Origin of the sequence: Corynebacterium sp. H130 (assembly GCF_037572395.1) — a bacterium.
Lineage (GTDB): Bacteria > Actinomycetota > Actinomycetes > Mycobacteriales > Mycobacteriaceae > Corynebacterium.
This window is the reverse complement of the sequence record NZ_JBBHLA010000002.1, coordinates 128,653-143,554: the sequence shown is the minus strand read 5'-3', so window position 1 is coordinate 143,554 and position 14,902 is coordinate 128,653. Positions and strand designations below refer to the sequence as shown.

Below are 14,902 nucleotides of genomic sequence, written 5' to 3'. Positions count from 1 at the left end.
ATAGTAGCCGGAATTAGCCAGTTGGCCTGAAATAACCCTTAAAAGCCATACCCATGTTGGTTTCGCGCAGCGGGTTGCGAGAAACCGGGTCTCCGGCCTCGATGAGATAGCCATTGCCGTCGTACATCGCGACATGGCCGTCCCACACCGCAAGATCGCCGGCTTGCAGCTCGTGACGGCTCACAGGGCGCCCGACGGTCTGCTCCTGCGCGAGGCGTGGCAGCTCCACGCCGGCCTGTCGCCACGCCCACTGGGTGAAGCCCGAGCAATCGAAGCCGACCCCAGGGGTGGTGCCACCCCAGACGTACGGCGTGCCCAGCTGAGTGAGTGCGGCCTGGACGGCAGCGTCGCCCTGACCGCTAGCAACAGGAACTTCGCGAGCCACCTGGCGCACAGGCTCGTCAATTGGGGCGGGAAGCTCCGGGTGCGACTCCGTCCCAACCTTGTTCAGCTGCATTATCGACGGCACCAGCTCGCGCCCCAATTGCAGGATGCGTTCGTGTGCCTTGGACAAGGCGGCCGCTGACAACAGGGCAAGCTCGGCCATTGCTTTCGCGCTCGCGCCGGGCACAGGAACGAACAGGCCAGGTAGGACCTTGATCGCCTTGGTGAGGAAGTCTGCGCCGATAGCAATGAGGTCATTACCGGCAGCGCGTATTAGCGGTGTGGCCACGACGAGAATCTCCCGAATCTTGCCCCAACCGAGCTGCACGACCTCGTACAAGGCCATCACGGTGGTGGGGTTGGCGCCCACGGTCGTGGCCAGCTCGTGGACAGGGGAGTGATTCGGCAAGTTGCCGGGGGCAAGGTCAATGGGCGCGGGAATGAGTTCATCGATGGCCCTGAGCGGGGATGCGAGATCAATCATGCGATGTCCTCCAAGGCACGGCCGAGGTATTGGTCCTGGTGCTCGGCGTGGGCAACGATGCGCTCGGAGTTGGCAGCAACTCTTTCGAGATAGGTTGCCAGGTGTTGGGATTGGGAATTGGTGCGTTGAACCGCGGCAATGAGGGCTGCAGCGAAATCGCTGGAGTCAGTCGTTTCAACAGCGATGGGCGAGATAGATGTGGCTAGGTTGTGGACGTCCTGGACAAGTTGGCGGGCAGATACTGTGTCAAAAAATAAAGTGCTCACACTTACTTAGACGGATCGAACCCCCGAAAAGGATCCATTCTGACCTAAACTTTTTGGTATGGACACCCATATTGTCGATCACCCGCTGGCCGCAGCCCGTCTGACCATCATGCGCGACGCGCGTTCAGACAACGCAACATTCCGCGCCGCCCTCGCCGATCTCGGCGCCATGCTCATCTACGAAGCATCCCGTGACCTGGCAGTCGAGCACTTCGACTGCGCGACGCCAGTCGCCGTCGCGAAGGGCACTCGCCTCCAGGACCCACCAATCATCGTGCCCGTCATTCGCGCCGGGCTCGGCATGGTGGATCCGGCGCTGTCGATGATCCCTGACGCTCAAGTCGGCTTCATCGGACTTGCCCGCAACGAAGAAACCCATGAACCAGTGCCATACCTGGAGGCACTGCCTGAAGACCTCAGCGGACGCACCGTCTTCGTTGTCGACCCAATGCTCGCCACCGGTGGCTCGCTGCTGCACGCCATCCGACTCCTCGCTGAGCGCGGCGCTACTGACATCACGGCCGTGTGCATGGTTTCCGCGCAGGTAGGCGTCGATGCCCTCGCTAATTCCGGCCTGCCGGTTCGCCTGGTCACCGCCACCATTGACCCGGAGCTCAACGACGACGCCTACATCGTTCCGGGCCTCGGCGACGCCGGAGACCGCCTCTACGGTCCCCGAAACATCAACCTGTAGCAGTTAGAGCTTGGCCACAAGCTCTTCGACGGCCGTCGACAAGCGAGCGAGTAGTTCCTCGCTGTCCTCGGCCTCCCAAGGGCGATGCACCTCAAGGTAAAACTTCGCCTTATTCTCCGTTCCTGACACTCGAGCTAGGGCGCGCACGCCCGCGCCGGTGAACAGGATGCCTTCTGAACAATGCAGCTTCGTGGCCTCCACCGGGATGCCTGCCAGGGAATCCGGGGTGTGGCTACGTAGTGCCTCGACAAGGCCGTGTGGATCGGAGGATCGCACGGCGATCTGGGCACCCCGGAAGCGGCCGTAGCGCTTGTACAGCTTGTTGAGCTCGTCAGCGAAGGTGAGTCCCTGGGCCTTGAGTTCGGCAGCCCAGGCGCAAGCAAAGAGGGCGGTGGCAATGCCATCCTTGTCGCCCACCAACTCCGGAGCCGGGGCGGTACCAATCGCTTCCTCGTAGGCAAAAGCCAAAGTGCCCTGGGTGTCGTCCGCAGCGCGCACCAAGTGCTTAAATCCGGTGCAGGTCTCCTGGTACTCCCAGCCCCGGTCTGCTGCGATGTGGGAGAGCAGCCTAGAGCTCACCTCGGAAGCAGCCACGACGGGGTGCTCGACTGCGTCGATACGCGGGGCGAGGCGAACCGCCAGGAGTGGGCCGAGGTCGTCGCCACGCAGCATCACGTGGGTGCCGTCGGCGCGACGGTAGCCAATGGCGCAGCGATCCGCGTCAGGATCCAGCGCGATCATCACATCGGCGTCGTGCTCACGGGCAGTTTCAAGCAACAGGTCCGTGGCGCCCGGCTCCTCAGGATTAGGGAAGCTGACGGTCGGGAAGAGTGGATCCGGGTAATGCTGCGCCGCGACCGGGAAGATCTGGGCGAAGCCCGCAGCCTGGAGAGACTGCGTGAGCGCGCGGCCGCCGACACCATGCATGGCGGTATAGGCAATCTTCAAGGCAGAACGCTCATTGGTCACCCGCAGCAGATCTGCCTGCGGCGGAGCGATCAGATCAACCACATCGTCCACGTATCGGCGAATCTGGTCTGTAGTAGGGCGCACGACAACGCGGGGGACTTCCAATGGGTCGTCGACAAGCCTGATCGCAGCTTCGATGGCGCGCTCGACCGGGGCGTGGATCTGGCGGCCGTCGGAAAGGTAGACCTTGTAGCCGTTGTACGCGGCCGGGTTGTGCGAAGCGGTGATCTGCACGCCAGCGTCCAGGCCGCGGGTACGGATGAGCCACGGCACCAACTGGGTCGGGGCGGGGGCGGGCAGGAGAGTGACCTCGAAGCCAGCGCCCGCGAACACCTCGGCAGCAGCGGCCGCGAAATTAGGGGAGCCGTAGCGAGCGTCATAGCCCACCACCACTCGCAACGGGCCTTCCTGACTGAACAACCCGAGGTGCGGAGTGTGCGGATGAGCGGCTCGTTCGGCGCCAATTGTTTGGGACAGCCACGCGGCAAGACCTGCGGTGATACGCGTGATCTGCATGATGTTCATCTGATCCGGCGCCGGGCCAATCGGGGCGCGCATACCGGCGGTGCCAAAGGAAAGCTCACGAGGCTGGGACATAACCCCAACTTAGTCGCATTAGCTAGACTTCGTAGGCAGGAGGACGCAGAATATGACCACCATCCGCGCGCACATCGATACTTGGCTGGCCGAGAACAGCGATCTCATGCACTCGTGGCGCGAGCATCTGCACCGCAACCCCGAGCTGTCTCACATGGAGTACCGCACCACCGAATTCATTGCCACGGTGCTGCGGGAACACGGCCTCGAACCGAAATTCTTTCCCGGCACCGGCCTCATGGTCGATCTGGGGCCGCAGGACGCCCCACGCATCGCCTTCCGCGGCGACATCGACGCCCTGCCCATCGAAGAACACTCCGGGGTCTCCTACGCGTCCACGCACCCCGGGGTCATGCACGCGTGCGGCCACGACGTTCACACCACCGTCGCCTTAGCGACGGCTGTCGCCCTGGGCTCTTATCCCTTGCGCACCGCCGTCCGCGTGATCTTCCAACCCGCAGAAGAAGTAATGGACGGTGGCGCCCAGGAAGTGATCGCCTGGGGCGGGCTGGAAGGCGTCGATCAGATCTTCGCCCTCCACGCCGAACCTAAGCTGCGAGTCGGCCTGATTGGTGCCCGCGCCGGGGCGATTACCTCGGCAGGGGACATCGTGGAAGTGCGGGTATCCGGTCCTGGCGGACATTCCTCGCGGCCTCACATGACCTCGGATGTGGTGTATGCGCTGTCCCTGCTGGTTACCCAGTTGCCAGGTCTGCTTTCCAGGAGGGTGGATCCGCGGACCGGCACCGTGATGGTGTTTGGTTCGATTAATGCGGGCTACGCTGCCAACGCTATTCCGGAAACGGGCACGGTGTCCGGAACCATTAGGACCGCCGATATCGGGGTCTGGCGCACAATCGAGCCGCTGATTCGCGAGCTCATTGCCCAAATCCTGGCGCCCACCGGCTGCACCTTCGATATTCGTTACACGCGGGGTGTGCCACCGGTGGTCAACGATGACGTTGCCACCTCGATGCTGGTCGCCGCTGCGCAAAGCGTGGATCCGATGAGCGTGGTGGAAGCGCCACAGTCGTCCGGCGGTGAGGATTTCTCCTGGTACCTGGAGCATGTTCCAGGATCCATGGCCCGGTTGGGCTGCTGGAATGGCACGGGTGAGAAGTTCGATCTGCACAGGTCTGATCTCGTGGTGGACCCGCGCTGCATCGCTGTGGGAGTGAGGCTTTTCGGGGCGTTGGCCCAGAATTTTGCACTGGAGAGTTCGGTTTGATCAAAGTGGGCTAAGCTAGCCGGTGCAACTTATCTGTGAACGTGTGGAGGATTTTTAAGTGAGCAAACGAATCGTCATCATCGGTGGCGGCCCTGCTGGCTACGAAGCCGCGCTTGCCGGAGCAAAGTACGGTGCCACCGTCACCCTGGTGGAAGATCAGGGCCTTGGCGGTTCCGCAGTCATCGTCGACTGCGTGCCATCCAAGTCCTTCATCGCAGCAACCGGCATCTTCACTGAGATCGACGGCGCCCGCGAACTCATGCACATCGATGAGATCAACCAGCGCGTCAAGGACCTCGCCCAGGCACAGTCCGCCGACATTCTCGCTCAGATGAAGCGCGCAGGCGTTCAGATCATCAACGGCCGCGGTCGCTTCGTTGACACCGACACCCGCCAGGTCATCCACCAGATCGAGGTAACCAAGGCAGACGGCACCTCCGAGATTCTCGAATCTGACCTCGTACTGATCGCCACCGGCGCGTCGCCACGCGTGCTCAAGGGCGCAGAACCAGACGGAAACCGCATCCTCAACTGGCGCCAGGTCTACGACCTGAAGGAATTGCCAGAACACCTCATCGTGGTCGGCTCCGGTGTGACCGGCGCTGAGTTCGTTTCCGCATACGCTCAGCTCGGCGTGAAGGTCACCATGGTTGCTTCCCGTGACCGCATCCTGCCTCACGACGACGCCGACGCTGCCGACGTCCTCGAGACCGTCCTGGCGGAAAAGGGCGTTCACCTGGAAAAGCATGCCCGCGTTGATTCCGTGGACTACGAAGGCGACGGAGTTGTCGTACGCACCTCTGACGGCCGCAATATCCAGGGCTCCCACGTGCTCATGACCGTCGGTTCCGTACCAAACACCCAGGACCTGGGCCTGAACAACATTGGCGTGGAGATCACCAACTCCGGCCACATCAAGGTTGACCGCGTGTCCCGTACCTCGGTTCCTGGCATTTACGCTGCAGGCGACTGCACCGACCTGTTCCCACTCGCTTCCGTGGCTGCTATGCAGGGCCGCATTGCGATGTACCACGCGCTCGGCGAAGGCGTATCCCCAATCCGCCTGAAGACCGTGGCAACCGCAGTGTTCACCCGCCCAGAGATCGCTGCCGTTGGCATCACCCAGCAGGAAGTGGAAGAAGGCAAGGTCAACGCTCGCACCATCATGCTGCCACTGGCAACGAATGCTCGCGCCAAGATGCGCGACATCCGCCACGGCTTTGTCAAGCTGTTCTGCCGCCAGGCCTCCGGCCAGATCATCGGTGGCGTCGTGGTCGCTCCGACCGCATCCGAGCTGATCCTGCCGATCGCCGTCGCAGTGAACAACCGCCTGACCGTTGCTGACCTGGCAGGCACCTTCGCGGTATACCCATCGCTGTCCGGCTCCATCACCGAGGCCGCCCGCCAGCTGGTTACCCACGACGATTTGGACTAGTCAGCCTCCAGTCTCCAGCGCGTCCCTTCCTTGACGAAAGTCAGGGGAGTGGACGCGTCTTGCGCTTCCAGGGGGTTTTCCAGTCCTGAGCTGCATAGGTCGACTTCTTCGCGAGCGTAGCGTTGGGTCACCACGCCGCCGTCGGAGGTGATGGCGATGAAAGCGTTGAGGATTGGGTCGTAACCGTCGCCTGGGACTTTTACCGAGCCACCGGCTGCCTCTGCCACGGTGTCTCCGGGAACGCCGGGGCATGCGATGAGGAAGGTTTGGGCGTCGGGGACCAATAGTTCCCGTGCCGGAAGTGAAAGGGTTGGCCCGGGTTCCGGCTTGAGCCGGGCTAGGGCGTCGTGAGGCGGGGTAGAGGTGCATCCCGCCAGCGTGAGCGTGGTGGCGGCGAGGAGGGCCCAGCGTCGTGTCATCACCCGTACTACCCTAGCTTGTGAAGCTTGCGAAGTGGACAATCAACAGTCGCGTGACGTACGTTACAATAAATTGAAAGTGACTCCTATCACTCCTATCTGAGAGGTTGATGCATGTCTATCCAGCGCACATCCGCGAGCTTCACCAAGGTGCTCGTGGCCAATCGCGGCGAAATCGCCGTGCGTGCTTTCCGCGCCGCCTACGAGATCGGTGCTGAAACCGTTGCGATCTTCCCGATCGAAGACCGCAACTCTTTCCACCGCGCCTTCGCATCCGAGGCCATCAAGATTGGACAGGAAGGCTCTCCAGTCAAGGCGTACCTGAACATCGATGAGATCATCCGCGCAGCGAAGGAATCTGGCGCGGACGCGATCTACCCTGGCTACGGCTTCCTCTCGGAGAACGCGCAGCTGGCCCGCGAATGTGCGGAAAACGGCATCACCTTCATTGGCCCAACTCCAGAGGTGCTGGATCTGACCGGTGACAAGTCGGCTGCAGTGACGGCGGCGCGCGAAGCTGGCTTGCCGACGCTCGATGAATCCACTCCCTCTGCCGATGTTGAGGTGCTTGCTAAGCAGGCTGAGGGCCAGACTTACCCGCTCTTTGTTAAGGCTGTCGCCGGTGGCGGCGGCCGCGGTATGCGCTTCATCCCATCGCCGGACAAGCTGAAGGAGCTGGCGGCGGAGGCATCCCGTGAGGCTGAGTCCGCCTTTGGCGATCCGCGCGTCTACATTGAGCGTGCAGTGATCAATCCACAGCACATCGAGGTGCAGATCCTTGCCGACAAGCACGGCAACGTCATTCACCTCTTCGAGCGTGACTGCTCCCTCCAGCGCCGCCACCAGAAGGTCGTGGAGATCGCGCCTGCCCAGCACCTGGACCCAGAGCTGCGCGATCGCATTTGCGCAGATGCGGTGAAATTCTGCAAGCACATTGGCTACCAGGGCGCCGGCACGGTCGAATTCCTGGTTGACGAGCAGGGCAATCACGTCTTCATCGAGATGAACCCGCGCATCCAGGTTGAGCACACGGTGACCGAAGAAGTCACCCAGGTTGACTTGGTGAAGTCTCAGATGCAGGTCGCTGCCGGAGCAACTCTGACGGAACTGGGTCTTGAGCAGGAAAATATCCACACTCATGGGGCTGCCCTACAGTGCCGCATCACCACGGAGGATCCCGCCAACGGTTTCCGCCCTGACACCGGCACCATCACCGCCTACCGAAGCCCAGGCGGCGCAGGTGTCCGCCTCGATGGTGCGGCTATGCTCGGCGGTGAAATCACTGCGCACTTCGACTCCATGCTGGTCAAGATGACCTGCCGCGGCGCCGACTTTGCCACCGCAGTTGCTCGCGCCCAGCGCGCCCTCAACGAGTTCCACATCTCCGGCGTGGCCACCAACATCGGCTTTCTCCGCGCCCTCCTTCGTGAGGAAGACTTCACCACCAAGCGCGTCGCTACCTCCTTCATCCAGGACCACCCATGGCTGCTGTCCGCGCCGCCGGCAGACGATGAGGCCGGCCGAATCCTTGACTACCTTGCCGATGTCACCGTGAACCGCCCGCACGGCGAACCAACTGTGACGGTGCGCGCCGTCGATAAGCTGCCGTCGCTGCCAGCTGCCATGCCGACCGGCACCCGCGACGAACTGCTCAAACTGGGCCCGCGCGCCTTCGCTGAGCAGGTTCGCGCGAAGGAAGGGCTGTCCGTCACCGACACCACCTTCCGTGACGCGCACCAGTCGCTGCTGGCCACCCGCGTGCGCACCAAGGCGCTTGTCGACGCCGCTGGCGCCGTTGCACGGCTCACCCCGAACCTGTTCTCCGTGGAAGCATGGGGTGGCGCGACCTACGACGTTGCGATGCGCTTCCTGCATGAGGATCCGTGGGAGCGCCTCGACCAGCTGCGTCGCGCAATGCCGAACGTGCCAATCCAGATGCTGCTGCGCGGCCGTAACACCGTTGGCTACACCCCGTACCCTGAGTCGGTGACCACGGCGTTTGTTGATGAAGCTGCGTCGTCCGGCATTGACATTTTCCGTATCTTTGACGCATTGAACGATGTTGAGCAGATGCGCCCGGCGATCGATGCGGTTCTGGCAACCGACACGGCAGTGGCTGAAGTGGCCATGGCGTACTCCGGCAACCTGCTGGATCCTCGTGAAGGCCTGTACACCCTCGATTACTACCTGCGCCTGGCAGCGCAGATCGTGGAGGCGGGCGCGCACATCATCGCCATCAAGGACATGGCTGGCCTGCTGCGCCCAGCGGCTGCCGCCAAGTTGGTGTCTGCGCTGCGCGAGCGCTTTGACCTGCCAGTTCACGTGCACACTCACGACACTGCCGGTGGCCAGCTGGCCACCTACCTTGCGGCAGCTCATGCGGGTGCTGACATCGTGGACGTGGCGTCCGCGCCACTGTCCGGCACCACTTCACAGCCATCGATGTCCGCGCTCGTCGCGGCGTTCGCCCACACCTCGCGCGACACCGGCCTGTCCCTGCAAGCAGTGTGTGACCTGGAGCCATACTGGGAGGCTGTGCGCCAGATCTATGCGCCTTTCGAGTCTGGTACGCCTGGCCCAACCGGTCGCGTCTACCGCCACGAGATCCCGGGTGGCCAGCTGTCTAACCTGCGTGCGCAGGCCGTGGCCCTGGGGCTTGCGGATCGCTTCGAGCTCATCGAGGATGCCTACGCCGGCGTGAACGAGATCCTTGGCCGCCCAACCAAGGTGACCCCATCGTCCAAGGTGGTCGGCGACCTCGCCCTGCACCTGGTGGGCATGGGCGTATCGCCGTACGAGTTTGCGCAGGATCCGCAACGTTTTGATATTCCAGATTCGGTCATCGGCTTCCTCCGTGGCGAGCTCGGTACCCCTCCGGGCGGTTGGCCACTGCTGCGCGATCGCGCGCTGGAGGGACGAGGCGCTGCTGCGCCGGTGGCCGGGGTTCCGGAAGCTGAGGCAAAGCTGCTGGCCACCCCGGGTGCTTCTCGACGTGGCGCCCTGGATCGCCTCCTCTTCCCGAAGCCAGCCGCTGAGTTTGCAGAGCATCGCCGTCTGTACGGTGACACTTCGATCCTGGAGGACCGCGAGTTCATCTACGGCCTCGAGCGGGGTGTGGAGACCTCAATCCACCTGTCTGATCACCGCGTTCTGCTCGTTCGCCTCGACGCGATCTCCGAGCCAGACGCCAAGGGCATGCGTAAGGTCATGCTCACGGTTAACGGCCAGGTTCGCCCGATGGAGGTGCGCGACCGCAGCGTTGAATCCGTGGTCGCAGCGGCAGAAAAGGCTGACCCAACTGTTGCAGGTCATGTAGCTGCGCCATTCGCTGGTGCAGTGACCGTCAAGGTTGCTGAAGGAGACAAGGTTTCCGCAGGTGATCCAGTGGCTGTGATCGAGGCGATGAAGATGGAAGCGACCATCACCGCTCCTATCGACGGCACCGTCTCCCGAGTGGTCCTCCTGCAGCCAACAAAAGTTGAAGGAAACGATCTGTTGCTTGTGATTGAATAAGTAACTAATGTCAACGGAGTGAAAAAAGTTACCTTTGTGGCGTGTGTTGCTGTTGGGCTTCTCGCTGTGCAACCTGCACACGCCTTCACTCCTCCTCCCGCAACTGAAGTATCTGTCCGACATGCTTCGGGAGCGCACCAAGGATGGAACGGCCAGGTTGGCCCAGCCCTCTCCCTATCCAAGCTCTACCTCGGATATTGGGTACTGCACAACGGATCAGAGGCCGACAAAGCATTAGTTGAACCAATGATCCGTACTTCGGATGACGGGCTAGCAAGCCAGCTAGGCTCGCGATACCCCAACGCGATCGCGGACATAGCCCGCGACTTCGGCCTGCACGAAACCATGCCAGCCGCATACTGGGGAGACACCCGCACCTCAATGGCGGACATCACCTACTTCCTCTACCAAATCGAATCCGACCCGGTAGCGGAACCACTGCGCCAAGGAATGCGCAACGCCGCCCCGATCGCAGCCGACGGCTTCCCGCAGAACTACGGCACCGGAACCCTTCCCGGAGTCCAAGGAACCAAATACGGCTGGTCCGATGACCGCAGGTCATGGACCGCATCCGCAAGCTTTGGGCCAGGCTTCTACGTTGCAGCCCGAACCGCGGGACCCGCCGAACAATTAACCCACGACATTCAAGGGGTTCCGCTGCCAGTAGCGCATGCTCCTGCAATCCCGGGAGTCCCTGGTTCCTCGATGCCTCAGCTGCAGCTGCCAGTGGTTCCTTTGCCGGAGATTCCGGGTAGCTCCTAAAAGGTTTCGCGACAGCGATAATCCCCGTTAGATAATGGGCCTGTAGCACATTTGAAGTGGCCATTATCTAACGGGGATTATCGCTCTCGCGGAGTCGAGTCCCCCTCTAGGGTCCAAAGCTCTTCTGAACTGCCAGCTTCCAGCCGTCGAAAAGCGCGGGGTCCGTAGGGTTTGGCTGGTAGGTGACGTCTTCTCGCCACATGGCGCGGATATCGGCGAGGGATTTGTACACACCGACCGCAAGTCCTGCCGCATACGCAGCGCCGAGGGCGGTGGTCTCCGTGATGGCCGGAACCGTCACGGGAACGCCCAGCTGATCGGCCTGGAACTGCATCAGCAGCGCATTCTCAACCATGCCGCCATCGGCCTTGAGAGCAGTGACGGGAATTCCAGTGTCCTGGTTCATCGCCTCAACAACCTCGCGCGTCTGGTACGCGGTCGCTTCCAGTGCGGCGCGTGCGAAGTGACCCTTGTTGTGGAAGCGCGTCAGTCCAGTGATCACGCCGCGCGCGTCCTGTCGCCAATACGGCGCGAGCAAACCAGAAAACGCGGGCACGATGTAGCAGCCGCCGTTGTCGGGAACGGTGGCAGCGAGCTTTTCGACGTCCTTGGCCGAAGAAATCAATCCCAAATTATCGCGCAGCCACTGCACCAAAGATCCCGTGACAGCGATCGATCCCTCCAACGCGTACACCGTGGGCTCGTTGCCGATCTTGTAGGCGACCGTGGAAATGAGGCCATTGGTCGAGCGCTTGATCTCCGTGCCGGTGTTGAGCAGCAGGAAGTTGCCGGTGCCGTAGGTGTTTTTCACTTCGCCGGGTTCAAGGCAGGCTTGGCCGAAGGTGGCGGCTTGCTGGTCGCCGAGCACGCCGGCGATAGGGACGTTGTTGAATGCGCCCATGCGCTTGATGCGGCCGATGACCTGGGAGTTTGACACAATTTGGGGGAGCATCTTGGTGGGGATGCCCAATAGTTCCGCCAGCCTGTGATCCCATTTGCCGCTCGCCAAATCCATCAGCATCGTGCGCGAGGCATTAGTGATGTCCGTGACGTGTTCGCCACGGGTAAGGTTCCAGATGAGCCAGGAATCGATCGTCCCGAAGAGTAGATCCCCGGACTCAGCACGCTCGCGGGTGCCCGGAACGTTGTCCAGGATCCACTTGATTTTAGGGCCAGAGAAGTAGGTGGAAACGGGCAGGCCTGTCTCGGAGAAGTCAGCAGGATCCAGTTCCGAGCAGATATCCGTGGTGCGGGTGTCTTGCCACACGATCGCGTTGTACACGGGCTGGCCAGTGAGTTTGTCCCAAACGACGGTCGTTTCGCGCTGATTAGTGATGCCCACCGCCGCGATGTCGTCCCCAGAAAACTCGCTGCGCGCCAACACATCAGCCATCACACGCCTGGTGTTCTCCCAAATCTCCAACGGATCATGTTCCACCCAGCCAGCACGGGGGAAGATTTGCTGGTGCTCAAGCTGCGACGAGGCGATGATGTGGCCGTGGTCGTCGAAAAGCATGCAGCGAGTGGACGTGGTGCCTTGATCGATCGCGGCGACGATGCGCCGCTTATGCGGGAGACGTGGAGCCATGGGGACAGTTTAGTCCGCGTCCGTGCGTCCCCAGGCCCTATCAAAGCGGCCAATTTTGAGATCTTCAAGAGGAACAAAAATATGGATGAGAGGTTCGCCGTAGTTCAGGGACAGTTGGAGCAGCAGCGGATCTGGCCTGACGGGGTCGCGCGGATCGCTATTAAGAAAGCTTGCGAACCCTCCCAACCGAGAGCCGCCGTAGAGGCGGTTAGCGGTGAGGAGTTCGTCGTAAGCATCATCCTGATCCCAGAGCTCTCTTTCGGATGCCGGCACCTCGAAGTTTAGGACAGCGACACCTCCAAATTCACATTCCTGAAATCACGTTTAACGAGGGCTTCTTGTTGGATGAAGAAACCCATTACGCCACAATCACCAATCGTCACTGGTTCACAAATGGAATCGAGATAGAACAGAACCGGTGAAGTAGGGGTTGAATCGACGAACGTGCCAACTCCGCCTACTTGCGATGACGACTCGTCATCATCAATATCGTCGAATACCTGGATGAGTGGCTGCGCTTCTTTAGGGGTGAGTTTGTAAGGAAAACACGGGAAATCCAGCATCGAGGACAGCGCTCGATGGTCTTCGACAGGAGTTGCAGTTTCGGTCAGCCAGATCAGCGGATCCTCTTCCCACGGCTGCCAGGCAATCCGTGGTGGCTGCGCAGGTTCGTCGCAGGTGGGGAAATACTCGATGTGGGCGATGCCAGGACCGGAGTCGTAGACCTCCCAAAACGGCAGGAAGAACTGCAATATTCCTTCGGTGGGGAGGACGCCCTCAAACAGTGGTGGCAAAGCGAGTGCTTGGCGGTCGCTCTCCACGTGGGCCAGGTTGAGCTGGGCCACGAAATTGAGCACCTGGCCGCTATCTTCGGTGGGCCACGTGGTGCCCACAGGCCGATAGGGCGCGCCGCCAAGCTTGGAGTCAGTGAGCCCTGCTGGGGTTTCCGAGGCGGTGTAGGGGATGCGGGGGAATTCTAGAAGCATGACCAATCCATCAGGACGTTTCGGAAATCTCGCTGTGCGAGATCAGTAGGGCCGATGAAGAAATGCATTGTTCCGCAGTCGCCGATTGGCTGCATGCACAGGTCATATCGGATTTGCAGAAGTAGTCGGAGTGGCGAGCCCATTGGGCGAGGGTCATCTTGTGGAAACTCGGCCAAGCCACCGACTTGGTGGTCCGAAAAACCCAGGTATTCGCCGCACAGCTCGTACATGTTTTCTTGTATCGGCGACTCAATGTGTATCCCGGGAACCGGTTTCTGGCACGCGGGTTCCATCAGAGTCGTCTCTAAAGCTTGCGGAACCTCCGGATGCTGCAGGATCGAAAGGAGCGTCCAGTGCTCGCTCGGTGCGAGGTGGCCACCCTCGGGATCCTGGCGTGGATGCGGGTCCTCTTGGATCCACCTGATTGAGTCTTCGGGCGCTGCCTTCCAAGCGAATACCGGATCTTCAGACTCTAGAGAAAAGTCCGGAACGTACGACACGTGGGAAGCAGGTCCCCACTCATCGCTCATTTGGACGTAGAAATGCAACAGTCCAGTTGTAGGTAGTGCGCCGTCGAGTAGCGGAGGAACAGCAAGCTCTTTCCTGTCGCGTTCCACCTGCTCCAAATTGAGTTGTGCCACGAAGCTGAAGGGATGTCCGTCCGGATCGGTTGGCCACGAGGTGCCCTTCGGGCGGTAGGGTGCGCCTCCGATCTTGGAATCCGTGAGACCTGCAGGACGGAAGGTAGCGTAGTGTTCCCTGAACGTGGAGTGGTAGGAAAGTCGCGGGAATTCGTTCATTAGTAGCACGCCCAATCCATAGACACGTTGCTGAAGTCGCGTCGCGCAAGGTCAGCAGGAGTAATGAAGAACTGCATCGTACCGGCATCGCCGAGGTTGATACCGGGGTAGTCGGAATCGAGCTGGAAGAGCAGAATCTCCTCGCTGCCCTCCTCACGAGGATCCGATTGCGTGAAGTACGGGTAGCCGCCAATCTGGATTCCGCCAGCGGAGAACAGCTCTTCAGGAGCATCTGGGAGGTCTGGGTCAACGGTCTCGTCCTCGTCCAGGCCCATGGGAAGCTGCTGCACCGTCTCCGTCACTGTTAGCGGGAGCGGGAAACCAGGGCTGGAAAGTGGCGAGAGCTTTGACGTTGGGCGCAAAGTTCCAGCCCCCGGGGTATCTAACGGATAGCGGTCTGGGGACGTAGTTTCTTGGCTCAACTCGGAGCCATCGAACCACTGAACGTTGGCTGAAGGCTCATCCGTGCTCTCAATCCAGCGGACATGGCACTTGGGATCAGAATTGAAAAGACCATAGTCGGTAGCAGCTGGCAGGAAGAACTGCAGCAGGCCGGACTTCGGTAGTCCTTCACAGTCTTGCACCTCTTCCAAACGTAGCTGGGCGAGAAACATCATTCCTTCTGGCCACTCCATGCCTTCCAGCTGGTAGGGGGCTCCGCCCAGCTTGGAACTGGTGATGTCTGCTCGAGGGATATCTCCGGTGTAGTCGGTCGGGGTGGTGAACAAGGTGGCGGTCTTGAGGAACTGTTCGTACATAGTGGGATCCAATCTTCGT

The 14,902-nt window shown here is 61.2% G+C and carries 13 protein-coding genes; 5 read left to right on the top strand and 8 right to left on the bottom strand.

Translation table 11 applies throughout. From position 1 onward, the window contains the following. Positions 1–13: 13 nt before the first annotated feature. The gene (locus WG939_RS04235; RefSeq protein WP_339982978.1) at positions 14–868 is read right to left on the bottom strand and encodes a C40 family peptidase; all 855 of its coding nucleotides are present in this window, start codon (positions 866–868) and stop codon (positions 14–16) included. After that, entirely contained in the window at positions 865–1,134 is a 270-nt protein-coding gene (locus tag WG939_RS04230) for a hypothetical protein (protein WP_339982975.1), read from the bottom strand. The genes WG939_RS04235 and WG939_RS04230 overlap by 4 nt, the downstream gene beginning before the upstream one ends. Positions 1,135–1,192: 58 nt before the next feature. Between WG939_RS04230 and upp the strand changes: the two genes are divergently transcribed. Then, positions 1,193–1,828: a uracil phosphoribosyltransferase gene (gene upp / locus WG939_RS04225; RefSeq protein ID WP_339982973.1), complete on the top strand. Its 636-nt coding sequence runs from the start codon at positions 1,193–1,195 to the stop codon at positions 1,826–1,828. A gap of 3 nt (positions 1,829–1,831) precedes the next feature. On the opposite strand, the gene WG939_RS04220 is transcribed toward upp, so the two are convergent. Continuing rightward, entirely contained in the window at positions 1,832–3,394 is a 1,563-nt protein-coding gene (locus WG939_RS04220; protein ID WP_339982970.1) for a phospho-sugar mutase, read from the bottom strand. Between the two features lie 52 nt (positions 3,395–3,446). On the opposite strand from WG939_RS04220, the gene WG939_RS04215 reads away from it, so the two are divergent. Together WG939_RS04215 and WG939_RS04210 are read left to right on the top strand one after the other, a co-directional pair. Continuing rightward, complete coding sequence (locus WG939_RS04215) at positions 3,447–4,622, top strand: amidohydrolase (protein ID WP_339982968.1); 1,176 nt, start codon at positions 3,447–3,449, stop codon at positions 4,620–4,622. Between the two features lie 58 nt (positions 4,623–4,680). After that, positions 4,681–6,057 carry an NAD(P)H-quinone dehydrogenase gene (locus WG939_RS04210; RefSeq protein ID WP_339982966.1) on the top strand — a complete coding sequence of 459 codons (1,377 nt, stop codon included), beginning with the start codon at positions 4,681–4,683 and terminating at the stop codon, positions 6,055–6,057. On the opposite strand, the gene WG939_RS04205 is transcribed toward WG939_RS04210, so the two are convergent. After that, on the bottom strand, positions 6,054–6,479 hold the full coding sequence (locus tag WG939_RS04205) for a hypothetical protein (protein WP_339982963.1): 426 nt from the start codon (positions 6,477–6,479) through the stop codon (positions 6,054–6,056). The genes WG939_RS04210 and WG939_RS04205 overlap by 4 nt on opposite strands. A gap of 111 nt (positions 6,480–6,590) precedes the next feature. On the opposite strand from WG939_RS04205, the gene WG939_RS04200 reads away from it, so the two are divergent. After that, positions 6,591–9,989 (top strand): pyruvate carboxylase, encoded by a 3,399-nt coding sequence (locus tag WG939_RS04200; protein WP_339982961.1) that lies wholly within the window; start codon positions 6,591–6,593, stop codon positions 9,987–9,989. Positions 9,990–10,007: 18 nt separating this feature from the next. Further along, the gene (locus tag WG939_RS04195; RefSeq protein WP_339982959.1) at positions 10,008–10,751 is read left to right on the top strand and encodes a hypothetical protein; all 744 of its coding nucleotides are present in this window, start codon (positions 10,008–10,010) and stop codon (positions 10,749–10,751) included. 106 nt (positions 10,752–10,857) lie between these two features. Here WG939_RS04195 and glpK read toward each other — a convergent pair whose 3' ends face one another. From glpK to WG939_RS04175, 4 genes are all read right to left on the bottom strand, one after another. Further along, complete coding sequence (gene glpK, locus WG939_RS04190) at positions 10,858–12,339, bottom strand: glycerol kinase GlpK (RefSeq protein WP_339982957.1); 1,482 nt, start codon at positions 12,337–12,339, stop codon at positions 10,858–10,860. Positions 12,340–12,620: 281 nt separating this feature from the next. Continuing rightward, a complete protein-coding gene (locus WG939_RS04185; protein ID WP_339982955.1) occupies positions 12,621–13,325 on the bottom strand; it encodes a YwqG family protein in 705 nt (234 codons plus the stop codon). Further along, positions 13,316–14,125 carry a DUF1963 domain-containing protein gene (locus tag WG939_RS04180; RefSeq protein ID WP_339982952.1) on the bottom strand — a complete coding sequence of 270 codons (810 nt, stop codon included), beginning with the start codon at positions 14,123–14,125 and terminating at the stop codon, positions 13,316–13,318. Before WG939_RS04180 ends, WG939_RS04185 begins: the two co-directional genes overlap by 10 nt. Next, positions 14,125–14,883, bottom strand: a complete 759-nt coding sequence (locus tag WG939_RS04175) for a YwqG family protein (RefSeq protein ID WP_339982950.1) — start codon at positions 14,881–14,883, stop codon at positions 14,125–14,127. Before WG939_RS04175 ends, WG939_RS04180 begins: the two co-directional genes overlap by 1 nt. Positions 14,884–14,902: the final 19 nt, after the last annotated feature.

What these genes read in the sequence shown, in the direction of transcription:
- WG939_RS04235 (WP_339982978.1), bottom strand. Translation starts at nt 868, where the DNA reads ATGATTGATCTCGCATCCCCGCTCAGGGCCATCGATGAACTCATTCCC.
- upp (WP_339982973.1), top strand. Translation starts at nt 1,193, where the DNA reads ATGGACACCCATATTGTCGATCACCCGCTGGCCGCAGCCCGTCTGACC.
- WG939_RS04220 (WP_339982970.1), bottom strand. Translation starts at nt 3,394, where the DNA reads ATGTCCCAGCCTCGTGAGCTTTCCTTTGGCACCGCCGGTATGCGCGCC.
- WG939_RS04215 (WP_339982968.1), top strand. Translation starts at nt 3,447, where the DNA reads ATGACCACCATCCGCGCGCACATCGATACTTGGCTGGCCGAGAACAGC.
- WG939_RS04200 (WP_339982961.1), top strand. Translation starts at nt 6,591, where the DNA reads ATGTCTATCCAGCGCACATCCGCGAGCTTCACCAAGGTGCTCGTGGCC.
- glpK (WP_339982957.1), bottom strand. Translation starts at nt 12,339, where the DNA reads ATGGCTCCACGTCTCCCGCATAAGCGGCGCATCGTCGCCGCGATCGAT.
- WG939_RS04185 (WP_339982955.1), bottom strand. Translation starts at nt 13,325, where the DNA reads ATGCTTCTAGAATTCCCCCGCATCCCCTACACCGCCTCGGAAACCCCA.
- WG939_RS04180 (WP_339982952.1), bottom strand. Translation starts at nt 14,125, where the DNA reads ATGAACGAATTCCCGCGACTTTCCTACCACTCCACGTTCAGGGAACAC.
- WG939_RS04175 (WP_339982950.1), bottom strand. Translation starts at nt 14,883, where the DNA reads ATGTACGAACAGTTCCTCAAGACCGCCACCTTGTTCACCACCCCGACC.